This is a genomic window from Pseudobutyrivibrio xylanivorans (assembly GCF_008935055.1).
Classification (GTDB): domain Bacteria; phylum Bacillota; class Clostridia; order Lachnospirales; family Lachnospiraceae; genus Pseudobutyrivibrio; species Pseudobutyrivibrio xylanivorans_A.
The window spans coordinates 799929-823892 of the sequence record NZ_CP043028.1; the positions used below are offsets into that span (position 1 = coordinate 799929).

General features: G+C 39.9%; 20 protein-coding genes. 1 reads left to right on the plus strand and 19 read right to left on the minus strand.

Annotated features, from left to right (window positions below):
* Positions 1–2 precede the first annotated feature (2 nt).
* From FXF36_RS03530 to fliW, 10 genes are all read right to left on the minus strand, one after another.
* Positions 3–1163, minus strand: a complete 1161-nt coding sequence (locus FXF36_RS03530) for a CgeB family protein (protein ID WP_151622502.1) — start codon at positions 1161–1163, stop codon at positions 3–5.
* Between the two features lie 151 nt (positions 1164–1314).
* Entirely contained in the window at positions 1315–3180 is a 1866-nt protein-coding gene (locus tag FXF36_RS03535) for a glycosyltransferase (protein WP_151622503.1), read from the minus strand.
* 73 nt (positions 3181–3253) lie between these two features.
* On the minus strand, positions 3254–3754 hold the full coding sequence (locus FXF36_RS03540; protein ID WP_151622504.1) for a hypothetical protein: 501 nt from the start codon (positions 3752–3754) through the stop codon (positions 3254–3256).
* Positions 3755–3893: 139 nt separating this feature from the next.
* Positions 3894–5471, minus strand: coding sequence for a flagellin N-terminal helical domain-containing protein (locus FXF36_RS03545; RefSeq protein ID WP_151622505.1), 1578 nt, complete (start codon positions 5469–5471; stop codon positions 3894–3896).
* A gap of 397 nt (positions 5472–5868) precedes the next feature.
* On the minus strand, positions 5869–6351 hold the full coding sequence (locus FXF36_RS03550; RefSeq protein ID WP_151622506.1) for a flagellar protein FliT: 483 nt from the start codon (positions 6349–6351) through the stop codon (positions 5869–5871).
* Positions 6352–6581: 230 nt separating this feature from the next.
* Positions 6582–6992, minus strand: a complete 411-nt coding sequence (gene fliS, locus FXF36_RS03555; protein WP_151622507.1) for a flagellar export chaperone FliS — start codon at positions 6990–6992, stop codon at positions 6582–6584.
* Positions 6993–7035: 43 nt separating this feature from the next.
* Entirely contained in the window at positions 7036–9252 is a 2217-nt protein-coding gene (gene fliD / locus FXF36_RS03560; RefSeq protein WP_151622508.1) for a flagellar filament capping protein FliD, read from the minus strand.
* An 11-nt stretch (positions 9253–9263) separates the two neighbouring features.
* Entirely contained in the window at positions 9264–9692 is a 429-nt protein-coding gene (locus FXF36_RS03565; RefSeq protein ID WP_151622509.1) for a flagellar protein FlaG, read from the minus strand.
* A gap of 374 nt (positions 9693–10066) precedes the next feature.
* Positions 10067–10288 (minus strand): carbon storage regulator CsrA, encoded by a 222-nt coding sequence (gene csrA / locus FXF36_RS03570; protein WP_151622510.1) that lies wholly within the window; start codon positions 10286–10288, stop codon positions 10067–10069.
* Positions 10289–10290: 2 nt separating this feature from the next.
* A complete protein-coding gene (gene fliW / locus FXF36_RS03575; RefSeq protein ID WP_151622511.1) occupies positions 10291–10743 on the minus strand; it encodes a flagellar assembly protein FliW in 453 nt (150 codons plus the stop codon).
* A gap of 260 nt (positions 10744–11003) precedes the next feature.
* On the opposite strand from fliW, the gene FXF36_RS03580 reads away from it, so the two are divergent.
* Positions 11004–12179: an IS110 family RNA-guided transposase gene (locus FXF36_RS03580; RefSeq protein ID WP_151622512.1), complete on the plus strand. Its 1176-nt coding sequence runs from the start codon at positions 11004–11006 to the stop codon at positions 12177–12179.
* Positions 12180–12347: 168 nt separating this feature from the next.
* Here FXF36_RS03580 and FXF36_RS03585 read toward each other — a convergent pair whose 3' ends face one another.
* From FXF36_RS03585 to ptsP, 9 genes are all read right to left on the minus strand, one after another.
* Positions 12348–13901 carry a flagellin N-terminal helical domain-containing protein gene (locus tag FXF36_RS03585; protein ID WP_151622513.1) on the minus strand — a complete coding sequence of 518 codons (1554 nt, stop codon included), beginning with the start codon at positions 13899–13901 and terminating at the stop codon, positions 12348–12350.
* Between the two features lie 17 nt (positions 13902–13918).
* Complete coding sequence (gene flgK, locus FXF36_RS03590; RefSeq protein WP_151622514.1) at positions 13919–15820, minus strand: flagellar hook-associated protein FlgK; 1902 nt, start codon at positions 15818–15820, stop codon at positions 13919–13921.
* Positions 15821–15856: 36 nt separating this feature from the next.
* Positions 15857–17680 carry a flagellar hook-associated protein FlgK gene (locus FXF36_RS03595; protein ID WP_151622515.1) on the minus strand — a complete coding sequence of 608 codons (1824 nt, stop codon included), beginning with the start codon at positions 17678–17680 and terminating at the stop codon, positions 15857–15859.
* 42 nt (positions 17681–17722) lie between these two features.
* Positions 17723–18235 (minus strand): flagellar protein FlgN, encoded by a 513-nt coding sequence (flgN, locus tag FXF36_RS03600; protein ID WP_151622516.1) that lies wholly within the window; start codon positions 18233–18235, stop codon positions 17723–17725.
* Positions 18236–18253: 18 nt separating this feature from the next.
* Positions 18254–18565 carry a flagellar biosynthesis anti-sigma factor FlgM gene (gene flgM / locus FXF36_RS03605; RefSeq protein WP_330583211.1) on the minus strand — a complete coding sequence of 104 codons (312 nt, stop codon included), beginning with the start codon at positions 18563–18565 and terminating at the stop codon, positions 18254–18256.
* Positions 18566–18750: 185 nt separating this feature from the next.
* Positions 18751–20775: an ABC-2 transporter permease gene (locus FXF36_RS03610; RefSeq protein WP_151622517.1), complete on the minus strand. Its 2025-nt coding sequence runs from the start codon at positions 20773–20775 to the stop codon at positions 18751–18753.
* On the minus strand, positions 20750–21649 hold the full coding sequence (locus FXF36_RS03615; RefSeq protein ID WP_151622518.1) for an ABC transporter ATP-binding protein: 900 nt from the start codon (positions 21647–21649) through the stop codon (positions 20750–20752). Before FXF36_RS03615 ends, FXF36_RS03610 begins: the two co-directional genes overlap by 26 nt.
* Positions 21633–22019 carry a GntR family transcriptional regulator gene (locus FXF36_RS03620; protein ID WP_151622519.1) on the minus strand — a complete coding sequence of 129 codons (387 nt, stop codon included), beginning with the start codon at positions 22017–22019 and terminating at the stop codon, positions 21633–21635. The genes FXF36_RS03615 and FXF36_RS03620 overlap by 17 nt, the downstream gene beginning before the upstream one ends.
* A 236-nt stretch (positions 22020–22255) precedes the next feature.
* Positions 22256–23959 (minus strand): phosphoenolpyruvate--protein phosphotransferase, encoded by a 1704-nt coding sequence (gene ptsP / locus FXF36_RS03625; RefSeq protein ID WP_151622520.1) that lies wholly within the window; start codon positions 23957–23959, stop codon positions 22256–22258.
* Positions 23960–23964: the final 5 nt, after the last annotated feature.

The window sequence follows — 23964 nt, forward strand, 5'->3', positions numbered from 1 at the left end:
AGTTACAAGAGCTTATTTATTATCTCCTTCAACCTCATTTCATACGAACAATTCTCACGCACGTGCTCATATCCACAACGCGCGATGCGATTACGCTCGGTGTCATGGTGGAGGTAGTAGTCTACTTTTTCGTAGAGGTCCTGCTGGTTGTAGTACCAGACCATGTGCTTTTCATTTTCAAAAAACATTGGTAGTTCTGCTTGGAAATTAGTGATACAAAAACCTCCAGCCCCAAGAATATCGTAAATACGAAGTGGAACTCCGCTTTTTATATTTGGTATCGTAATATTTAAATTAACTTTTGAACCTCTAAATACCTTTGGCATCTCGCCCCAATAATCCACACTGCCTTTATAATTCACACGAATCAAATCAGCCACATTTGAGTTTGTATAGATACTAACATCATGATGCTTTGAAAGCTCAATTAAAATACTACGTCTCTGCTTCTCGGCAATTTTAAATCCCAGCGTTGTTACTGAAAAAATCAAGTTCAAATCCGAGAGCGAATCCTCTGATTTTTCCAATTCAAAATAGTTTTCAAGCTCCACCAGAATCTCTGGTGTCAGCATCCTGTCGATAATGTTCACACCCTGCAAATCCTTTTGAGCCTCCATTGTTGCCTCAAAATATCCACGCAAATAATCTGGCAATGTGAACTCCATCTTATCGTAGGAATTTTTTTCATACAGAGAACCAACAAAGCTTATTTCATTCTTATACATGTCCAAATCATTAGAATTTGTAAAGAGATAATCTAATCTGTTGGTATCCACTGCAAGTGGCAAATGGTAAATATGCTCCGCCCCCATACCTTTGAATTCTTCTACATTTGTTAAATCAAATAGAAAGATTCTGTTTACGCTATTGAAAACTGACTTATGATAAAGGGATATCAGTGGATTATCGCAGCTCCAGCAAACATAAAGAAGCCCCATTTCTTCGCAGACGTTTGAAATCAGTGGGAAATAATTGACTGTAAAAAAGAACTCATACGCGCTCTCCCTTATTATACCTCTGAGTTTTTCTGCAAAAACTTCATCCACATCATAATTGAGGAGGTCCTGGTAGACCTCCTCCACTTCGTAGCCTAGCTTCTCAAAAGTGAATTTTATATCCTTGTAGTTATAGGCTTTCCACCTATACATCAAAATCTTTCTCATATCTTTAATCCGTCAGTTACGGCTACAAGCCTTAGAGTCTCTTCCTTCGGCTACATGCCTCATCCAGAGACCTAAGAGCTTGATGCCTACTGACTCATCTAAACATATTCTCACAATAAATACATACTCTTCAAATTATCTTTTTTCCCTACTATACATGCAATGAATCTACCCCGTACGTACTACGGATAATCTCGACCAGCTGCGTGTAGGTTGCTACTGCCTCATCTGATTTTCCTGCTGCATCCAAATCCGCTATTTGCTGAAGCAACGCTTCCTCTAGCTTATACATTTCCTCGAACTTTGCAGTATCTTTTTCTTTAGCCATGAGGACCTTTACTCTATCACTGTATAGCTTGGAAAATTTAACCAGAAAACCATTCATCTGCCAGCGAACATCAAACAGATTCTTAAAACAGTTCAAAGAGGTCACTCTGTCAGTATCTGCCAACTCCAAAAACTGCTCAAGGCCATTTCCAAGAAGTGTAGTCTTAGCTAATATTACTTCATCTGATTCTTCTCTAAGCCATGAATCATGTACCTTCTGCCATTCTATTGCAAGCTTCGAGTATCGGTCCAGAATATCCGTCGCAGCACCATAATCTGTAACATCCTCAACATCTTTTAGTTGTCTCTCTATCAACCTGATATCCAAAAATAATCCAAGTTCTTTTTCGCCTTGGGTTCCTGAATATGCAGCTTTAAGATTCTTAAGCTCCTGTTCTGTCAGCTCGTATGCTACATCATCAATTTCATCTTCCATAAGGTTTCTGAATCCACCATTGGTGAAAAACTTATTTAGCACAGCTGAAATCTCTTTCTTCTTTCCGTACTCAGACGCCTTTTGAAGCAACGTAACTACAAAGCCTCTGCTGATTCTTACTATCTCAGTATTCCACTTTACCTTCCTGTAGTAATGGGTCAGAACACTGAAATCATTTTCTCGCATTCCCAAAACCATCAGGTAACAATAAATCATGTTTCGATTGCTTTGGTTAAAGGTATCGTTTATAAATAAACCACCTTGAAGAAATTGCATCCCCTTATCATCGCCAATTTCATTGCAGATTTTCAGGTAGTATTCGCAAGCCTGCTTACATTCCTTATCCTGCTTCCTTTGACAATATATACCTGCTGCTTTCATTGCAAGATTTGCTAATGGCATTTCCATAACATCAGGCTTTGCTGCCTCTTTCTCATATATTTCAACGACCTTATCATGGTCATCCAAATTAAAATTTGCTTCAGCCAATCCGCAAATAAAACTGCCCCTATACCTGAGATGCTCATTATCCTCTACAGCGCATGCTTTCTCATAGCCTTCCTTACATATATCTCGATAATCTTTATCATAATGAATAGCTCTATACTCCTGAGCTATCTGATATGGCCATCTAAGATTATCTGGTTGCTCCTCCGCCATCTCCTTCAAAAGAGGAAGATTTCTCATGGAATGCTTAATATTGTCCTCGATTGTTTCATATATATATCCAAAGTGGCCTGCTGCTGCATCCATTATTATGGTATTTCCTTCGATAGGCATTATATACTCATGAACCTTGCCCTCAAAATGTGTTTCAGGTGTAACCTTACACATACGTATTACTTCAAAATCCTGATACTCTTTTCCATCATAATCCAGATAATTTCTCTGATAATAACCACCTAGATTATATTTTTCCACATCATCATTTTTAAAGAAATCAAGGATATTTCTTACATCAAGGAAAAATTCATCATCATCAATGTATAAAAACATTTTTCCATTTGCCTGATCAAGCTGAAAGTTTCTTGCAGCTGCAAAATCTTTCACCCAGGTAAATTCGAATATTTCGTCTGCATATTTTTCTATTACCGCTCGTGTTTCCTTATCACATCCAGTGTCTATAACTTGAAGTTCGGAATCAATCGCCTCACGAATAGGCATCAAAGATTTTAGGCAGCGCTCGGTTGTATCCGGCCTGCCACAACATAACAAACTGATTGTTAAAAGTTTTGTCTTTGGCTTATTGTTCATAGCTTCCCCTATTTCTCCACCTCATCCATAGAAATGGTTAAAGGCTCGTCATCTGACGAGCCTTACTATTTGTTTATTCATAAGTTCCAACTATAAGTGGTCTGTACATTTCCTCTCCTTCGGTAAGTCCTTCGACCTTGCCTAGGCAATCATCAATCAAGCGATTTATCTCTCCGCTTACGATTGCCTTTTCTCCTGGTGCTGTTACAAGTCCTCTAAAGTCGTAAATATCTATGTTTCTAATTTCTACTATTCTGTTTTCAATGTCTTGTAATATTTCACTTAAAGCCCACTGGATTTTCTCTGTGTTGTCGATTACGAGTACTGTGTCCTTTAAGTTCTCACTTATATCGTAAATCAAATTGCAGTACTTTTCAAACTTTTCTACGATATCGGTGTAATCCATCCCTTGAGATTCAAGGTATTCGCCTAATACTAAAGCTTTCTGCTGGCATCCGATGAGGACCTTTAAATCCTCTGCATCATCGCCTGTGCTGCCTGATTCAAATCTGTGACTTGCTGTGTAAAGCTCTAAAACCATTGTTAACATCTTGTTTCTTGTAAAATATGCCATAAGCCTTACCTCTTTCTTATATGAAAATCCGTCTCCGGAATTATTATCATTGTTAAAATTTTATTTAGTTCTTCTTTTTAGTAAAACCCCCACCTCTTATTCGAGGTGGGGATGATATTTGATTTAGTGCTGATTAGTATTACTGTAAGAGGTTCATAACACCCTGTGTAGCCTGATTAGCCTGAGCCAGCATTGACTGTCCTGCCTGCTGTAAGATGTTGTTCTTGCTGTACTCAACCATTGTGTCGGCCATATCTGTATCACGGATTCGAGATTCAGCTGCCTCTGTGTTCTCTACTACGTTATCCAGGTTCTTGATAGAGTGCTCTAATCTGTTCTGTACGGCACCAAGTTCAGCTCTCTGTGCTGATACTCTCTGGATTGCATCTGCGATAGCATCGATTGCGTAGGTTGCTGCCTTACCAGTTGCATCTGATACGTTGAGTCCGTTGATACCAATTGACTTAGCATTCATTGCTTCAAGCTTAACGTTCAACTTGTTTGTCATGGCTGCGTCTGCACCAACGTGAAGGTTAAGTGTAAGTGCGTTCTGTACGTTTACGTAGCCCTTGCTAAGTGAGAATGCGATGGTAGTTGTTGTCTGGGTGTTAGCACCGATAACTTGAGTTGTTGTTGTAGTCTTCCAGAAGTAGTTTCCTGATGACTCCCAAGCATTACCATTTGCTGCTGTAGCATGCATTCCAACTGTTGACTTCTTAGCTGTTTCTGCTGCTGTTATATCTGACTGGTTAGCCCACTTATCAACATCTGCCGAACCGTCTGTTGCGCCTACTGAAGATGCTGCCTTAAGCTCGATTGCTACCATTCTGTATGCCGCTGTTGCAGTTACGAGTGTTGCGTTTGACTTATCAACACCACTTACTGTATCGAGCTCTGCGAATAATGTTACTTCGTTACCATTATACTTAAGAGTTGATCCACCAACGATAAGGTTGTTGAGGTATCCGTTTGTAACCTTTGCGTTAGCAACATCACTACTTGCTGTATTTACGATTGTGTAAGTCTTACCATCGATTGAAATTGTATCACCAGCTGTAAGGTTCCAGTTTGTCTCTCCTAATGTAGCCTTTGTTGTCTCTTTGAAAGTATCATCAAGGTGAAGGGCCTCTGCAGCTTCCTTCATTGTTCTGGCACCAATTGTATAGATTGTTCCACCGATTGTGTACTTCTCACCAGCTTCAAGAGACTCCATTGTAAATGTTGCTCTGGTAGTATTCTGAACGAGTGTACCGTCAAGACCAGCATCATGTGCATTTACGTACATCTTCTTTAATCCGATGTCGCCCTTAAGAAGGTATGTCTCGTTGAACTTTGTTGTAGAAGCGATTCGGTCGATTTCCTGTGTAAGCTGTGAAATTTCATTCTGGATATCATCACGGTCTGACTCTGAGTTTGTTCCGTTAGCTGCCTGAACTGCCAACTCATTCATTCTCTGGAGCATGTCGTGAACTTCTGTGAGGGCACCTTCAGCTGTCTGTACTGAAGAAACACCGTCAGATGCGTTTGTAGAAGCCTGGGTCAAACCACGAATCTGCTTTCTCATCTTCTCAGAAATTGAAAGTCCTGCTGCATCATCAGCTGCTCTATTGATTCTAAATCCTGATGAAAGCTTTTCAGTACTCTTTGACTGAGAATCTGTCGTAATGTTCAAAGTTCTTGAAGCATTAGCTGCCTGCATGTTATGCTGTACTACCATAATAAATTCCTCCATGAGATTCTGCTAAATCCTTTTAGCATTTAAATCCGTTTTTTTGATAGCCCAACATCCGTGTCTGGCCTTGGTTATTAAATTGATTTTTTAAGATTCGAATTCGATTTTGTAAGGTAATTTCCTTGTGCTAAATGTTCCTTACACCTTATTTATCGAATCTAAGCCTAGAAACTTTACCCCTTTTTTTAAAAAAAGTTAAATTGTCTAATAATTCTCACTATATTTTGCATGGAACAAAAAAACCGCAAACCCTTGAAAATACTAGGTTTGCGGAATTCGTATATGCGGTAAAAAAAGTTATAAAATTTAATTAAATTTTTCTGCAAAATTGCCCTCATCCACCCCTTCGGGGCACCTTCTCCCAGTGGGGGAAGGCTATCTTTCATTTTTTCTTATCCAAAAATGCAGGATCCTCTACCTTATTATGGCTCATCATATTCTTATAATATGATGTTACAACATCATTAGATTTTTTTACCTCTCGTATTTCTTTTTTTATGTTTGCAAAGCGAGTCTTTGCATATTCCCTATTTCTATATTCGCTTGCCTCTACATCAGCTGTAAGATCAGTAACCTCTCGAATCAAATCCTGCATCAGGCGGATTTCATCTGCATAGGTTTCTCTGTCCTCATCTAAAATAGCCTTCACTCGATTAAATAGCTGCTCAAAGCCATTATCCAACATAATGATTCTATCAATAAGCTCAGACTTCATATTCATATTTTTCTCCAAATCATCTGGAGAAGAGTTTGGGTCCTGCAAAATTGCAGCCTGCTCTTTATTTCTTATAGTAAGTACCCTTAATATGTCAGCCTTCTTCTCTAAAGACTCTCTCAACATTACAACATAATCCATATTTTCCATCTCGTCCCTCCCGTGGGTAAACAAACACCTCATCAGTCAGCTTTTTCCCCGTCCCCTAATAAGGGGCAACTTTCTGTACATGGTGGTAGCAGACAAGCTCTTGGTGTTACTGAAAGGCACATTCTAAAGTGCCTGGAAGTAATACCAAGGCTTGTATGCGTAACCACCTCTCAACATAAATTCAGCCCCTCAAAGAGGGGCTGTCATTAACTACTGTTTTGCCTGTCATGCTATCCTGCTATATTTGCTTGCCCATCCAACTTCTTTCCGTTGGCGGTAAGCCTCATTACATCCTTCCAGGTATCTCGCATGGTTCTTAGGTGCTTCAGCACCTCCTGCAAGGTCTCTGGGTTCTTATCTATCATAGCATGTCTCAAACAGCTCCTAAGATAAGAATATACTGCATGGAAATCCTTTGCAACAGGATATTTATCATCCAAAGTAATTTCAAACTCTTCAATAATTCGGTCTACCTTACGAATATTGTTGTGAGCTTTCTCGATATCGTGGTTCTCGCAAGCCACAATAGCAATGTTGCAAAACTTAATCGCACCTTCATATAACATTAATGTTAGTTCAGCCGGTGACGCTGTAAGTATCTTATTTTTTGCGTAAGCATCGTATCCATTCATTGGTGTCATAAAAATCGCCTCCTGTAACTCCTTTTACATCTGCCTCTTATAATCAACCGCCTAACATCGATGTTAATGAAGATGAATTATTCTGCAGCTTGGCAAGTGCAGACTCCATCTTAGAAAACTTCTTATAGTAAGCGTCCTCTTGATCTTTGATTCTGTCTGTCCACTGTTTAATCAGACTTGAGTAATTTGAATACTCAGAAGCCATTTCCTTATCGTTGTATACCGTATATACGGACTTAACAGCGGTAGACTTCATCTTCTTATCAAGATTTGAATACAAATCACTTGTAAGTGCCTTCATGAAATCTATGACTTCATCTGGATTTGCAGCAATAGCAGCTCTCAGTTTATCCTCTGCACCAGAGGTATAGCTATCCTCGCTATCACCATTGATATGATAAGCATAGTTTTCATTCTTCTCAGCTTTAAGTGTTCCTAATGTGACGATTCCGTAGGTAGACAAGGCAACCTTCTTACCATTTACCTCATAGGTTTTAAGCATAGAGGTTGTCATAGTGGAAATCAGTCCACTTAAAGTTGTATCACGACGAAGCAGCGAATCCTTGATTTTCTGCTCCCATTTTTCAATTTCAGTCTCATTCATCTGACTCTTTTCATCGTCAGTAAGAGGCTCGTAATCTTTTGCAGAATCGGCGTTATATAGTTTCTGCATTTCGTTTACTAAATTATTATATGAAGTAAGGAAGTCTTTAATTTTGTCATATAATGCATCTGTATCGTTCTGAACAGTTACATTAATCGCCTGTGTTGTCTCGGCCATGGCCTCAATTGTAAGACCATTTACAGTGATTGAATTCGTATTATTGGTGTATTCAACTTCATTCAGAATAATCTTTGCATCCTGACCATCAATCTTTTTTGCCTTAAGTGAATCATCAATCTCAAGAGCCTGATTGTTAACTGCCACATTAGATGCCAAATCAACTCTGTAAAATACACTATCAACTAATTCCTTATTGTCCGACTGCGTCCAGAAATTGCTATAGCTCTCATCTGTTTCGCTGTTCTTTGAACCAAAATTAGCCTCAATATAATCAGCCCATTTCTTGTTGTTTGAATCTGCCAATACTTTATTGAGTGCAGCCTGAGCCTCAGCTATATCTGTATCAGTAGTGGCCTTTCCAAGATTAACGTATGCATCTCTAATAGCATTTACTGCAGTATTAATCTCATCTTCTGTAGCTGACTGAGCTCTTGAATCATATGAGCCAGCATCATAAAGAGTCTTTCCAAGTGCAGTAATCTCATCTGCAGTTATTGTATCCCAATCAACACCATGATTTGTTTCTAAATCTGTAACAAAATCAGCATAAGTGTTTAACAATTCATTTGCAGTTTCGTATGCACGCGCTGCTGCTTCACCAGCTGCCTCTCTTGCTGCCGCTTGCTCTTCTGTCTCAGTAGATGGATCTTCAGGAGCTGCATAATCATCTGCATTATAATTTTTTACTGTATCTTTCGCTGTCTTTAAATTAGATACTAAACCTGCAAAACCTTCTGCATAGTAAGTTATTGACTTCGCACCATCTTTATAGGTATAGGTTCTCTGAGACATCTCAGAGCCCGCAGTTTCCCCCTTAATGGAATCAATTTCCTTATCAGAAAGAAGCCCTAATGTAATAAGTGTGCTAAGACCTGCAGTGTTGTTTGCTGAAATTTCAAAGTTTCCTTCGGCACCAGATGTCTGGGCACTAATAAAGAATCTATGATTTTTCTCATCAAAGTTTGCCTGTACACCAGCCTCATTAAATTTGCTAATGAGCTGATCTATCTTTGTAGAACCATCAACCTCTATGTTCTTTGTTCCAGTGCTGGTTCTTACCTGAATGCTTGCTTTTTCACTTGTACCAGAAACAGCTCCAAGAGATGAAAGCGTTGCATCTCCTGTTGCTGCCGCCTCAATGTAACCACCTGTAATATAAGCGGTCTTGGCAAGCTGCTTAATCTCCAAAGTCTGCGTGCCATTAATGGCCTGTCCACTAGCTGTAGCAGTAGCCTTCGATGTATCGCTGACTGTAGTCTTCTTGGCAGAGTAATTTGAAGAATAGCGCATATTACCAACAGATGTATAGAGGTTATACACCTTGGTGTTTAAGCTCTTCCAAGCATCCTGTTTCCAGGTAAGCTTTGTCTGAGCCTTGGTATACTTATCCTTTTTAAAGCTGTAGGCTGATACAAGGGCCCCTACAATAGCCTCAGTATCTAGGCCAGATGTTAAGCCCGAAAGTCTAATAGGCATAGAAAACCCTCCTATCTCTTTTCATCAACCATAATTCCTGCCAACTCCCATGCCTTTGCAATAAGGTCAAGGGTCTGCTCAGCTGGAAATTCCTTAATTACTTTTTTGGTCTCTTTATCGACCATCTTAATCATCACGCGGTTTGTACCCTCATGGATACCAAATACCGCTTCCGCATTACCTTGAGCAGAATTAATCTTGCTGATTGCCTCTTTGAGGGACGATGTTGCCTGCCCTGCAGTAGTCTCCTCTTCCTTTTCCTTCTGCTCTTCCTTTGACTTAGGGTTTATATCTTCAGACTCGCTGGCGCGAATTTCCTTTGCTGCTGTTGCAAAGTCCACTGGGGAACTCTGCCTTGTCTCCTGTACTGGCGCCGTCTTTGCTGAACTTCCCTGTCCCTGGTAGCTGCTCACTGCACTACTTACTTCGCCGATTTTCATTTCTTCCTCCTTCTATACATCCCTGTATCCGTGGAAATATTTGCGACTTCTTGTGTGCTACTTATGGAAAAGCACACAAGAACCCTGCCTTGCAGGGCAATATTTTCTTTCAGAAAATATTGGTCCAGTTCCGGTTCTTGTTTTTCTGATGAAAAACAAAAACCTATAGTTTTCTAATCATTATATCGGTCCCTCGTCTGCGTTTGTTTATATCAAAAAATAATTTTTTTTCAAAAAAATAAAGCTAGTCTATTATTAGACTAACTTTATGATTAAGTGAGCTGGTAGGCATCAAGCTCTTAGGTCTCTGTATGAGGCATGTAGCCGAATGAAGAGACCCTAAGGCTTGTAGCCGTAACCAGCGGATTATATTCTTAGAGTAAATTCTTGAGAGCTTCAACATCATCCATATTGATTTGCTGAGCAGCCTCATTTTCTTTCTGAATCTCAAGGTAAACTTCCTTGCGATAAATTGATATATCTTTAGGTGCTGAAATTCCTATTTTGACCTGATCACCGCGAACCTCAAGGACTGTAATCTCGATGTTGTTGTTGATCATAATCGCGTCGCCCGTTTTTCTAGTTAATGCCAACATCGCTACTCACCATCCTTTCCATGTATTGCATCATGAATAAGGTATCTAACTGGTTCATTTCCATCGATGATTATTTGGTCTCCTACATTTGTGTCAGTATTGATAATGATAGGAGCCTTTAAGTTAATAGAGGCTTCCTTTGGATTCTTTGGAACTCTGACTGTAACAAGTACATAAGTATTCTCAGGATTTAAATCCCCAAGCTGCTCGAGAGAATCCTCGTTAAGTGCTGGATTATAATCCGGCTTTACAACATTAGGAAGCATAACTGGCATTGCAAAATCTGTCTCGTCCAGAGATTGCAGCCACATGATATTGCCCTTGTTCTTTTTTTCTTCGTCGAAAATGAGAGTATATCTCTTCATGTCTGGAAAACCTATAAGCCCATGAATAAGATTGATGACTTTTTCATCGGAAATTTCAATTTCGCCGAACAGTCTAGTTTTTACGCGCATTATCCCTTTCTCCTACTATTAGTATTAGTCATAGTCATTCTTTACCTTTTCTATAGGTTCGACTATGCTGTTTAAGATACTGTGGATTGGTTTCATTCTCCTACCGCATAGACGGTTTTCGAAAGGCTCCAACCACAGTCTCTTTGTTTATTTGTTAATCAGTTAGTTACCGCATGACGGTTTATCAAGAAGTAGGTTACGATTGCAAGGAGCCCTGTGGATTTGAAACAGTATCAATACTATTATTAGGGAGGTCCTATATGATCTATGTAGGAATTGATGTCGCTAAAGACAAACACGATTGCATTATCAAAAACACTGTTGGGGAAGTTGTTTTCAAAACATTCACCATCAAAAACAATCTTGATGGGTTCAATGATCTTTATCAGAGAATAGAATCCGTAATGGAAGATGTATCAAAAGTAAAAGTAGGACTAGAAGCCACCGGACACTATAGTTACAATCTTCTTGGATATCTCTTTGATAAAGGTTTGCCCACCTTCGTTATCAATCCGTTACATACCAATCTGTACAGAAAAAGTCTAAGCCTTAGACAGACGAAAACGGATAAAGTAGATGCCAGTACGATTGCTTCTATGCTTATGTCAGATGTGAACTTAAAGTCCTACTCTGACACATCGTACCACAACGAAGAACTCAAGTCACTAACCCGCTATCGCTTTGATAAAGTAAAAGAACGGGCAAAGCTTAAAACTTCCATATCTCGTCTGGTCTGTATTCTTTTTCCTGAATTAGAAAAGCTTGTTCCTACTCTGCATATGAATTCTGTTTATTCATTGCTATACGAATTTCCAGGTGCCAAGCAAGTAGCAAGCGCTCATCTCACAAGACTTTCAAATCTACTGGCAGAAGCTTCTAACGGCCATTACGACAAGGATGTTGCCATAACATTTCGAGAAGCAGCAAGGGCCTCTATCGGTTCAACTATGCCAGCTAAATCCCTTGAATTAAAGCACACCATCAAACTGATACGTGAGCTTGATTCCGAGATTAATGAAATCGAAGAAGAAATTAAAGCTATCATGAATACCATCAATTCTCCAATTCTTAGCATTCCTGGAATAAGCTATCGTATGGGAGCTATGATCATAGCAGAGATTGGTGATTTTGACAGATTTGATTCTGCAGATAAAATTCTGGCATATGCTGGTTTATCACCATCGACATATCAATCCGGGCAATTAGATAACTGCCATCCTCGAATGGAAAAGCGAGGCTCCAGATATCTACGATATGCTCTGTTTAACGCCACTATCTTTGTCTGCCATTGGGATCCGACGTTCAATGCTTACCTTGCCAGAAAGCGTGCTGAAGGAAAGCATTATTATGTTGCCGTATCTCATGCCACGAAGAAGCTCGTGCGACTGATATATCAGCTTGAGAAAACTCGTCAGTCATACAACAAAGCCGTTTAACTAATTCCATACAAATCTTTTTTAATGAGCATCTCAGATGATGCTCTATTTGTCATGCAGTTTTCAAGGTACTGATTACGATGAAAAGCCATCGTCGCTTTATTTAAAACATTTCTGTTTCAAATCATTTTTTATTGACAATCTTTAATAGTTAGTCTTTTGGTATATTTATAGGTAGTTCAAAAGTGTCGACTCGCCCAGCTTTCCAGCGGCTGTAAGCGAGGCCTGATATGCGGTGTAAGCGGCTGTATAATCGATGATAATCTGGGATAAATCTAAATCATCGTTGTATGATTGAAGATCCTGCACAGTTTCTCTCTGATCCCCAACTCGTGTCTTTGTGAGGTTAAGAGAATCCTTCTTACATCCCAAATCAGTAATTCCTAAATATATTGTAGCATAATATGTATCCATTTTGCCTACTTCTGTGTCAAAAAGTTTGCGAAGATTGTTGTCATAGAAGTCACATTCCTTCTGAATTGCTTCCTTCCACTCTGCAAGCCACTCCTGGTCCTGGTCAGATGCAAACTTTGTCTCACGTGCAAGCTTATCTATCTCATCCAACTTTTTGTGAGCATTGATACTATTTTTGCAGGCATCAATCATCTCTGTCATATCTCTTTGGATATCACTATTAAAGATATCTGATGCCTCTGTATTTATGACAATTGTCTGATTTGCTGCCACTGTATATTCGATATCGAAATGGATTGTATCCCCATTACTTTCAAACTTGGTGTAGGTTACAGGAAGCTTTACATCTCCAGGATCAGAAGATGCTGTCTTTACGCAATCATAATAGTACTCTGGACGAAGCTCACCTTCCTTGAAGCCTGTCTTGGTATAGGTAACAGTAAGAGTTGCGTCATTAGCCTTAAGTGTTGCTGCCAAATCATTCGCAAGAATCAAATCTCCTGTTTCCTTTATCAATATCATTGTATTGTCTGGAACTGTTTTTCCGCCCTGACTTGCAGCCCAATCTGTTTCATTTTCATAGGTTATTACCATTCCACTGCTATTATTTCCAGGATATTTTACTTTTATTTCTTCTGAAAGACCATCAATCTTATCATAGTTAAGACGAATTCTATAATAATTGGTCTGAGTCATATCATTTAATGCCTGATAATTTGTATCTGTAGTATCCAAAAATGGTTTCTTTAACTCATCTTCTGTGGTAGGAACACTATTTACACCATTGTAATATCTGTGCTCTTCCATATTCTTTTCAATGGTGAAAACCTGAGTAATGTTATACTGTGTTTCTTTCTCATCCTTTAAGAATGTCAGATTGCAATTAGTTCTATATCCAGTGAATACAGTTCTATTTGCATAATCTGCATTGCCCTCTGCAAAAACCTGCTTCTGCAAAGCCTCTAGCTGAGTAATCATCGTATTTCTATCTTCTTCATTGTAAGTGTCAGTAGCACCTTTAGTTGCTATAGTCTTACAATCCTTTACAAGATTTGCAATATTAATGAGAGCTGTTTCTGTAACATCAAGCCAGCTTGTTGCGTCAGGAATATTCTTTGAATAATACTGTGTAACCTGAGAGAGAGTTGTTGACAATCTGAGGGAACGAACTGCAATTACAGGGTCATCCGATGGACGGTCAATCTTCTTCTGACTAGTCATTTGTTTGTTACGTGTGTTGACAGTCTCCTTTGCACTATTGATGTTGGAAGCTGCATTGTTCATTATCATTTTGTTTGTAACTCTCATAGTACTACCTCATTAATTTAGACACCTGTGTTAAGTATCAACCTATCATATATTTCGGCGAAAACCGAGATACATTTAGAAGCCAGATTATAGGCGTTCTGGAACTTTATAAGATCCAAAGCCTCCTCATCCTCATCAACACCAGATACTGACGTTCGCTGCTCTGTGATCTGTGTCTGGATGTTGGTGAAGTTGGCTGTGAATATCTTGCACTCCTGAGTATCTACAGTAACATCAGAATACATACACTGAAGAAAAGCATCTCCACCGCCGCCTCTGAAAAGCTCTGTCTTACTCTGAAGTTCCTGAAGCTTAACCACCAAATCTGCTGCATCCACACCAGCTGTATAATTTCCCAATGTAGTTGTTGCAAAAAGTGCTGCATCCTTATCGGTCTTTGCTGCTATTCCTACATTCTTTGCTGTAAGAAGATAGTAGCTGTCGTAGTCACCAGTATTTCCTGCTGCATCCTCAATATCCTTGCCACTATAAATCGTGTTATTTGCGGTTCCCGATACAAGCTGGAATTCATGCTTCAAATCCTGCTGATCTCTGGCGATAAAGAATGAATTCATTGGATCACCATTTCTGTCAACACCACGATTTGCATCTGTATCGTCATCTGCCCCTCGCTCAATATTGTTGAAGGCTTCGCAGAAATTCCTCAGGAACAGATTCATTTGATTGTGATAGTATGGAATACCCATGTAAGCAATGTCATCACCAACCTGAAATTCCTTTGCAACTACATTGTTCTGCTCCTCAACAGTGAGTGTCTCCTGTATATTGAAGGTCACCTCTGTGATTACTCCGTCAGCGTCCGTTTTAAATGAAAAGCCATCGTAAGTATAGTTCGTATTGTTTGTCTGAACAGAGCCCTTGTCAGGCATATTCAACTCGTTTATATCAGTGATGCTCAGGTTGCTGATTGTGATATGATGATCGTCAGCATCCTGAACTGTTCCATGCATATTTTCATTATTATTACCATCACGTACCTCATACATGGCCTTTAGCATTCCGCCGTTTGAACTAGGTGTTGGATTGAAAGCATTTCCATCTGGATACCAGACGATATCATAAAGTCCATCAATATCCGACTGATTGTGAGTCTCATCCACATCTCTTGCCTTTACAGCCAGGGTATTGTAGTCGTAGGTATCAACCAGAAGCTGTCCGTTAATATACACCGTGTAGTATGTGGCACCAGTATGCATATCAGGATAGTTTGTGTTCTTTACATCAACCTCTGAAACTGATACGTCACAAATCTGCGACAGCTTATCTATAAGATTCGCGCGCTGGTCTCTAAGCTCGTTGGCACGGCCACCGCCCTGCTCAATTACGTTAATCTGCTTATTTAAAATTGCGACCTTTTCTGAAATAGAATTAATGTCGTCAACCGCTGTTTTAATTTCATCATTAATAGCATTCTGTAGCTCATCAAGCTTTGTAGCCAGCTGATTGAAGTACTCTGTAAGCTGCTTCGCATTAGAAATAAACTGCTTTCTTACGGTCATATCACCAGGGCTACCCTGCATTGTGCTCATGGCGTTAAACATCTTTGCATAAATAGTTGAGAATCCGGTATTTGAAACATTCTCATTGTAATAATTCTCAATCTGGTTCATGTAATACTGCATCTTCTCATAGAAGCCAAGTGCTGAAGAATTATTCCAATATTTCTCGTCGTAGTACATATCGCGGCGCTGTGTAACTCCTGTTGTCTCAACACCAGTACCAGTTGTGCCCCAGCTTTGATAGCAGCGCAATGCTGATGCAGACTGTGTGTTTACATACTGGCGACTGTAGCCCGTTGTATTTACATTTGAAATATTGTTTGCAGTTGTGTTAATTTGCGCCTGAGCTGTGTTAAGACCAGATGCTGCAATTGTTAATCCAAAGAATGTAGATGACATACGCTATTCCTTTCTGCCATTTGCATCTCAGGGAACTTACATATTTCCGAGGGATGTTACCACATGCTCTATCATTTCATTTACTACATTTATATATCGGCTGGCTGCGTTATAAGCTGACTGATACTTGATCATAATGGTCAGTTCTTCATCAGAAGATACGCCGATTACGCCCTGACGGCTAAATTCAATTTCTTCCTTGGTGCCTTCAAGTGCCTTAGCTGTGCTCTTGTACACGTTTCCAACGTTTCCAACCTCACCAATCCACTTTACATAAAATGCATTATAGCCGCATGGTGTTGTATCACTTGGGTTCAGGTTGAAATCCGTTTTGTTCCAAATCTTACTGAGATTTACACCAAGCTCGTAATCAACTGCCCAGCTATTTTCCTGATACTTCAAATGTGGAAGATATGCTTCCTGTTTAATCAGATCTGTATTAATTGAAAGGCTCTTCAATGTATAGCAAGTTGCTGTGTCTGTTATATCCTCTTCATTGTAAAGATATACAAAGATTTCATTTCCATCTGCATCTAAAAGAGGATTTCCTGCATCATCCTGAAGAGTGGTCTTTGTAAATCTTTCACACCCTACTCTAACAAACAGCTCCTTCGGTGGCATTTTCTTATCACTACCAACCGAACAGTTATCCTCATCCAACACTCTCAATTCGCTAACATCTACCGTATGCAGTCCATCTGCATCTGTATAAGAGACTGTGGTCAATCCCTGTAGCTTACTAAGATTTGAAGCCTCCGTTGTTGGTGCAAATATTTCATTAATATCTGTTACCAGCTGATGAATAAGTGTATCAAGCTCTGCCTCTGAATTCATCATGATAGAGGTTGCTATGCCTGACTCGTAATCATCAGAAGATATAGGATTTCCAAATTCATCAAGGAATCCAAGGTAGTTAGTCCATCCTGTTCCTCTCGCCATCAACATAGCCTTAATTTCACCAATATCTGAATTCTTTTCCGAGCTTACATTTGTAGTATCAAAAATTGGATAATAATAATTCTGAGATTCATCTACCTCATCAACTATCTCTGAAAGATGTGGCCAGTAAGGTGTTACATAGCCTGTCCTCTTATCCACCTGAGAAGCTACAGGATGATATTGAACCTCGTCGATAAACTCAACGCCTTCAATCTCAACATGAACGATTCCTGTGGAATCTTCTCTATAGCTCATTCGAACCAGTCCTGAGAGCTCATCTAATAGTAAGTCTCTCTTATCACGAAGCTCCATAGCCTGCTCAACCTTACCTGATTCGATTGTCTGTATTCTCTTATTGTAATCGACGATTTCTGCACCTATCTTGTTGATTCGCTCAAGCTTTTCCTTAATCTTTGAATTGATAATCGTCTGATAATCTTCAAATCCATCCTGGATAGTTTTTGCTCTATCCAAAAAAAGGCTAGCCTTCTGCAATACAAGGTTCTGGTTAACAGTATCTGAAGGATTCTTGGCAAATTCTTCAAAGGCCTCCTCGAAATTTTCGATTGCCCTTTTGAATTCTTCTCCATCGAGTTCCTGCAGATGTGTGATAACCTCCTGCACTGCCTCTGAGCTAGCGTCATAAAAAGAATGTCGCCCATTCTCCTGTCGATATGCTTTGTCTAAAAACATATCGCGAGCATGGACGATTGTTCCTACCTGCACACCGAGTCCACGTTGCTGGATACTAACGGCGGCTTCACCTATTTTCTGATAATTTTTATCTTCATAAACAACCTGCTCACGAACATAACCTTCAACGTTTATGTTCGAAAGGTTGTTAGCTGTTGTATTTAAACCATGTGATGCTGACTGTAGGCCAGATGCTCCAACATATAAGCTTCCAAAACTATTAGCCATAGGTCCTCCTTAAAGCCTGCTAACTTTAAGGACATCCGTTTCCTACTGTTTAGCATCAAATCCTGATCTACCTAGTATATCGCCTGTAGTTTCTGCATCCCTGCCATAATTGGCGGTCTGTGGAGCCTGTCTCACACTCTTTAAAAGAGTGATATCGAATTCCACCATTTCTATTGCCTGACGCAATAAAGTTTGGGTCTGAGAATTAAGCATCTGCACATCGTCAGCTGCCTTTTTCAGCTTGCCCCTTGCAGTTCGCAACTGCTCCTGCTCTACAGGTTGGTTCGCCAAATTATCGATCATCCATGATACGGTAATCTGCTCCCCGTCGTGCCCCATTACTGCCGCAATGCTGTTAAGTAATGATGCACGCCTTTTCTCCAGCTCCAATAAGGAGTCTGCGATGGCCTGCTCCTGGGCGGTAATAGCTTCCAGTACGTCAAGCTTCTTGTGGATAATAGAATCCTTCTTTTCTCCACTAAGATCAATTAACTTTTCGTATTGCGACCTTTCACCTTCCATGGTTAAGAGCAATTCATCCATTAAACTAGCCACGCAATCGTCCTCTCAAAACTAAAGAATGTTTCCATACTGATTGAGCAACTTCTCAGCGAAGTCATCTGTACTCACATCATAAGTACCAGCCTTTATTCTGGCTTTGATGTCAGCAACCTTGTCTTCTCTGATGTCCGCCGCCTCAGAGACTGCTGCCTTTGCAACATGGTAATCTTTACCGGTTGACGAAATCTGAACCTGATCACGGCCCATTCCGTTTGCCTTTGCAGTCTGTGTAGTGTTTTTAGTGTTTGATGATTGATAGAGCTGAGCTACCTGGTTGTAAGCCTCTATACGCATATCGCCACACTCCTTTCCTCCCTTTTTCAAGTAAACATTTTTCTTTACAACTAGTTTATCGGAACTTACTATAAAAAACTTTATAGCTCTCCGAAAAAAAATTAACAAAAATTTCAAAGTTTTTCTAGTCATAATGAATATCGGATAAAAATGCCCCAGGGTTGAGAGGTCCCTGGGGTCTTTGAGAATTTATAGAGAATTGAGAAGTAAGCATTTTAGTAGTAATCATCCACACCGCCGTCTAATCCGTCATAGGGCTCATCTTCAAGTCCCATTATCTTATTAAACTCACCGTAGGTAATTACTTCGTCGTCACTCTCATAGAAGCCTGCCTCCTTGAGAGCATTAAGTGTATCAATACAATCTTTTGTAAGAGCAACCCAAATTGTCTGCTCATATCTAGGATATTTCTGGAAATAGTCTCCATAATCCCAGAAGGTTTCTTCATCTGAGAAATATGGTGTTTTCTTATCTTCTATTGTGAAGCTAAAGTCATTGTAAAGTGTATACTGTTGGCTATCTTCATAGCTGTAGTCTCCACCGCTGAAGCTCTGAACAAATACCTTTCCAGCATCAATATCCTTAAGAAGTGCCTTATATACGTTTCCAAACTTTTCTTTCTTTTCCTTGCTGCTAAGTTCATCGAAGGTATTATTATTCCAGTCAAAATCCTCTCGCTGACTGTTATACTTCATGGCTGTGAAGCTCATGTCTGAAATCTCACCTGTGTTCCAAATATTTCCAATGATATGTTCCTTTATACGGCCAGGATCATTGATGAAATCAAGAATTGGCTGAGTAGCTGCCACATACTCTGCACTTACTTCCTTTGCCTTTGTATCAACTACACTGTAGTTTCGGATGATGATATTTCCATTATTCAGCTTATATCTGATAGTGTAAGTAGTTCCGCTTGTTTCAGGATAAATAATATTTACATCTCTAAGTTCCTTCTTGTCTGCTAGGAAATTCTGGTGAAGCTCTCGAACAGTCTCAATCTCATCTGCATCTGTAAAGACCATTGTGTAGCGGTTATTAATTCCCGCCCATTTTATATCATTGACATCTGGAACTTTATCCTCGATATTTACAACATCAAATCTCATGCAAAACAATACTGTTACAGCAGCAATACTATAGATGCATGCGTAAATAAGCTTCTTTGCAGTAAACACTCTAAGAGTTTTTTCTATCAGCATCTTTGTTGCAAAATAGATAATTACGCCAATTACGATTGCAGAAGCAATAGCAATAGTGTATTTTACGTTGTAGCTGAGAGGTCTAACTGCTTCAATCATACCTGCTACAAATGCACCAGCTACCATGGAAATGAAAAATGACATTCCAACTGAGAATACAGGCTTCATGAATGGAACTGCAATAAAATCCTGCACTGTCTCAAGCTTCTTTTTCTTATATAGAACATAGCTTATCAAAATGATAACAACTGCAACTACTGCATAGATTGCCAAATACGTTGCTCCTTCAAAGGTATGCTCAAAAGAAATTACACGACTTGACATATCATCAGTCTCAATACTTGAATAGATACGAGTATTTACTGGTATGAAGTATAGTGGGGTCAACATATTGAAGTTGATTCCATTCATAGCCTCACTCATACCAAACATCAAAAGGCTTGCAGTCATTCTGAAGGCAACCTCCATCAAAAGGTAGAGCACATTAAATATTCCGTAGAATACTATAGCAGTCACAATCTGCCCTGATGTCATGATTGCAAACAAAGCTATTGATATAAATAGTACTGTGGTAACCATTATTATCAATGCCCAATACCATATACAGCTTACATTTCCAGCTCCTTTTGCCAATGCTGCGATTGACATTATTATCGATGTAACCAGCACTGGTGTCAATGAAACAGTAAGGCTTGATAATAGTCCCGTAAAATACAGACTCTTTCTTCCAACTGGAAATGCATGCATCATATAGTTATCACGCTTGTTGAATAGATACCAGAAAGTAATCGCTGCTACAACAATCGACATCACCACGGTTAGATATGTAGTCGGCATCATTGACATATGCTCATAGAGACGCATCTCACCTGTGTAGCCCATCTTATCGTACCATTCAGCATTGCTTCCTGAAGTACTTATAATGTACGCAACCGGAAGTAATAAAAGAAGAAGGATGAAATATAGCAGTCCAGCTATCCAAGTTCTACTAATATTCTTTTTAAATAAAGCCTTATTAAAAAATGATGTCTTTGACTGCATAATTCTCACCTCCTAACTCATAAATAAAGATTTCTTCAAGGGTGAGTGGAAGTACGTCCATAAGAAGTGGATTCATTCTATTAATTGCCTGTTCCGCTGCTCTTGGCTCTCCCTTTACAATAAGTGTATGCACACGACCGTTTGTAATCTTTTTCAAAACAGTAATCTCTGGTGGAAGTGCAGGCATATCTCCTTCAAATGCTATCTGCACCTTTGTTATCGAGGTCTGCAACTCATCCAATGAACGTTCGATGAGAATCTTTCCATTATTCATAATTCCCACATGGTCACATACATCTTCAAGCTCTCTAAGATTGTGAGAACTAACAAGAACTGTCAATCCATTCTCGGCCACATCAGACATAATCAGACTCCAAATCTGACGACGCATTACTGGGTCAAGGCCATCTACAGGCTCGTCCAAGATCATAAGCTCTGGTCTTGCCGCAATAGAAAGCATGAACGCCACCTGCTTTTGCATGCCCTTTGAAAGACTTCGTACCATCTTCTTTGGGTTGATTGCAGGGAAGCAATTCATTATCTTCTTAAAAAGCGCCTCGTCAAACTTTGGATACATATTCTTGTAGAACTTCATCATATCCAGTGTGTTTGCCTGGGTGAAGTAAAATATGTCATCTGGAATAACAGCATAGCGCTGCTTTAAAGCCTCATTTTCGTATACAGGCTCTCCATCAATAAGCACCTGTCCAGCATCCTGTTTGTATACGCCGCAAAGATGACGGATAATGGTAGACTTTCCGGCACCATTTGGACCCACCAAACCATATATAGCGCCTCTTGGCACTCTCATATCTAAATCATCGAGGGCCACAAAGTCTCCGAATTTCTTTGTCACTTTACTTACTTCTATCACTTTCTGCCCCTCCTTTCGCAAGCTCTTCTATACGTTTAATAAGGATGTCCTTATCCTGACAAAGATACAACAGTTCCTTTACAATCTCATCAAATTCTTTCATGAGTTCCTCATTCCTCCCTGATGTGACATCTGCACGTTCAGCAGCATAGCTGCCCTTCCCTGCAATCGTGTAAATGTAACCTTCCTGCTCCAGCTCTCTATAAGCTTTTTGGATGGTGTTTGGATTAATTGACAAGCTAGTCGCAAGCTCCCGCACGCTTGGTAGCTTCTCATCCTTTTTTACCGCGCCTGTAACAACAAGACGCCGCAAACCATCCTTTATTTGCTCATAGATAGGCTTAGAATCTCTGTAATTCAGTTGGATCATCTAATGTCCTCCTCTATACTGTATTACCTGTGTTAATACACTTGTATCACACCTATATATATTTGTCAACACCAAAAAAGCCCATGTTACGCTCTCAAGCCATAATAAAAAGAGCCCTCGTTACGCTATCAAGCCTTAGTGTCACTCCGCTCAGCTTAAAATGCTTCGCTTGAGTAACACCAAGAGCTAGATAGCTACGGGGCTCCCATAATATTACGAATACACAGTGTATTCGATTATTTTGCAGATTCCTTGAGGAGTGCTACGATCTCAGCTTCTGTAGAAAGTGCAAGCACCTTCTCAGCGAGAGCGTCAGCCTCTGCTTTGCTCCACTTTGAAATAATGCTACGTGCTGTGAGAACGAGAACTGGGTTCACGCTATACTCATCAAGTCCGAATGACATAAGAAGTGGAATCATGAGTGGATCAGCTGCTGCCTCACCACACATACCAACAGGAATGCCTGCTGCATTACCAGCTGCAATGATGTTCTTGATTGAACGAAGAACAGCTGGCTGGAATGCTGAGTAAAGATATGCAACATTTGCATTTCCTCTGTCAACACTCATTGTGTACTGAGTTAAATCGTTAGTTCCGATTGAGAAGAAGTCTGCTTCCTTAGCAAGCATATCAGCAATAAGAGAAGCTGCTGCTGTCTCTACCATGCATCCTACTTCTATCTTCTCGTCGAACTTAATACCCTCTGTGTGAAGCTCCTGCTTGCACTCTTCAACGAGAGCCTTAACAGCACGAACCTCGTCAACACATGTTACGAGAGGTACCATAATTTTAACTTTTCCAAAAGCACTAGCTCGAAGAATTCCTCTAAGCTGTGTCTTATAAATATCTGGATTAGCAAGGCAGTAACGAACTGCTCTGTATCCAAGGAATGGATTCTCCTCTTTCTCAAGACCAAGATAAGGGATATCCTTGTCACCACCGATATCAAGAGTACGGATAATGACTGTCTTACCATCCATTGTCTGAACAGCCTCTTTATAAGCCTCAAACTGCTCATCCTCTGTTGGAAGATGTGGCTTGTCCATGAATAAGAACTCTGAACGGAAAAGACCGATTCCTTCACCGTCACACTCGATTGCCTTCTTTGCATCCTTAGGTGTTCCGATGTTGCAGAAAAGCTCTACTCTATCGCCATCAGCTGTAACAGTTTCCTTGCCAAAGAAATTCTTAAGCTCGGCCTGTGCACGGATGAACTCCTCGCGCTTGATAACGTACTTAGAAACAACTTCTCCGTCTGGATTAATATATACATCACCCTCTGTACCATCGACGATAGCAGTATCCTTGTCCTTTACAATCTCTGTAATACCAGGAACAGAGAGAACTGCAGGTATCTCTAAGGCTCTTGCAAGGATAGCAGAATGTGATGTCTTACCACCAACCTCTGTGATAATACCAACAACATTCTCCTTAACTATCTGAGATGTCATCGATGGAGTAAGGTCGTGGGCTACAAGAACTGTACCTGGTGCGACCTTGCTAATGTCAACATCCTCTACCCCAAGTAAAATCTTAAGCAAGCTGATTTTGATATCAGAGATATCTGATGCACGCTGACGCATCATATCATCTTCCATCTTTGAAAACATACCGATAAACATATCGCAAACTGCAGTAACAGCAGCTTCGGCACACTGACCAGCATCAATCATCTTTGTCATTTCGCCAGCCATTGTTGGATCGGCAATCATAGCTAAATGACCTTCCATGATTTCAGCTTCCTTAGGACCGATGTTCTTACGAATATTTTCAGCCATCTCAGCTGTTTCAGCCTTGAACTTCTCAATAGCTGAATTAAATCTTGCTTTTTCTGCATCTGTATCATCGATGTGCTTTGACTCAAAAGATAAGTCGCGGTCAACGATGAGGCAAATGCTACCAATACCTATTCCTCTAGATGCTTCTATGCCTTTGTACATAGATG

Bases quoted from the DNA above. Each gene is read 5' to 3' on its own strand.
- FXF36_RS03530 (WP_151622502.1), bottom strand. From the start codon at position 1,163: ATGAGAAAGATTTTGATGTATAGGTGGAAAGCCTATAACTACAAGGAT.
- FXF36_RS03535 (WP_151622503.1), bottom strand. From the start codon at position 3,180: ATGAACAATAAGCCAAAGACAAAACTTTTAACAATCAGTTTGTTATGT.
- FXF36_RS03540 (WP_151622504.1), bottom strand. From the start codon at position 3,754: ATGGCATATTTTACAAGAAACAAGATGTTAACAATGGTTTTAGAGCTT.
- FXF36_RS03545 (WP_151622505.1), bottom strand. From the start codon at position 5,471: ATGGTAGTACAGCATAACATGCAGGCAGCTAATGCTTCAAGAACTTTG.
- FXF36_RS03550 (WP_151622506.1), bottom strand. From the start codon at position 6,351: ATGGAAAATATGGATTATGTTGTAATGTTGAGAGAGTCTTTAGAGAAG.
- fliS (WP_151622507.1), bottom strand. From the start codon at position 6,992: ATGACACCAATGAATGGATACGATGCTTACGCAAAAAATAAGATACTT.
- fliD (WP_151622508.1), bottom strand. From the start codon at position 9,252: ATGCCTATTAGACTTTCGGGCTTAACATCTGGCCTAGATACTGAGGCT.
- FXF36_RS03565 (WP_151622509.1), bottom strand. From the start codon at position 9,692: ATGAAAATCGGCGAAGTAAGTAGTGCAGTGAGCAGCTACCAGGGACAG.
- csrA (WP_151622510.1), bottom strand. From the start codon at position 10,288: ATGTTGGCATTAACTAGAAAAACGGGCGACGCGATTATGATCAACAAC.
- fliW (WP_151622511.1), bottom strand. From the start codon at position 10,743: ATGCGCGTAAAAACTAGACTGTTCGGCGAAATTGAAATTTCCGATGAA.
- FXF36_RS03580 (WP_151622512.1), top strand. From the start codon at position 11,004: ATGATCTATGTAGGAATTGATGTCGCTAAAGACAAACACGATTGCATT.
- FXF36_RS03585 (WP_151622513.1), bottom strand. From the start codon at position 13,901: ATGAGAGTTACAAACAAAATGATAATGAACAATGCAGCTTCCAACATC.
- flgK (WP_151622514.1), bottom strand. From the start codon at position 15,820: ATGTCATCTACATTCTTTGGATTAACAATTGCAGCATCTGGTCTTAAC.
- FXF36_RS03595 (WP_151622515.1), bottom strand. From the start codon at position 17,680: ATGGCTAATAGTTTTGGAAGCTTATATGTTGGAGCATCTGGCCTACAG.
- FXF36_RS03610 (WP_151622517.1), bottom strand. From the start codon at position 20,775: ATGCAGTCAAAGACATCATTTTTTAATAAGGCTTTATTTAAAAAGAAT.
- FXF36_RS03620 (WP_151622519.1), bottom strand. From the start codon at position 22,019: ATGATCCAACTGAATTACAGAGATTCTAAGCCTATCTATGAGCAAATA.
- ptsP (WP_151622520.1), bottom strand. From the start codon at position 23,959: ATGTACAAAGGCATAGAAGCATCTAGAGGAATAGGTATTGGTAGCATT.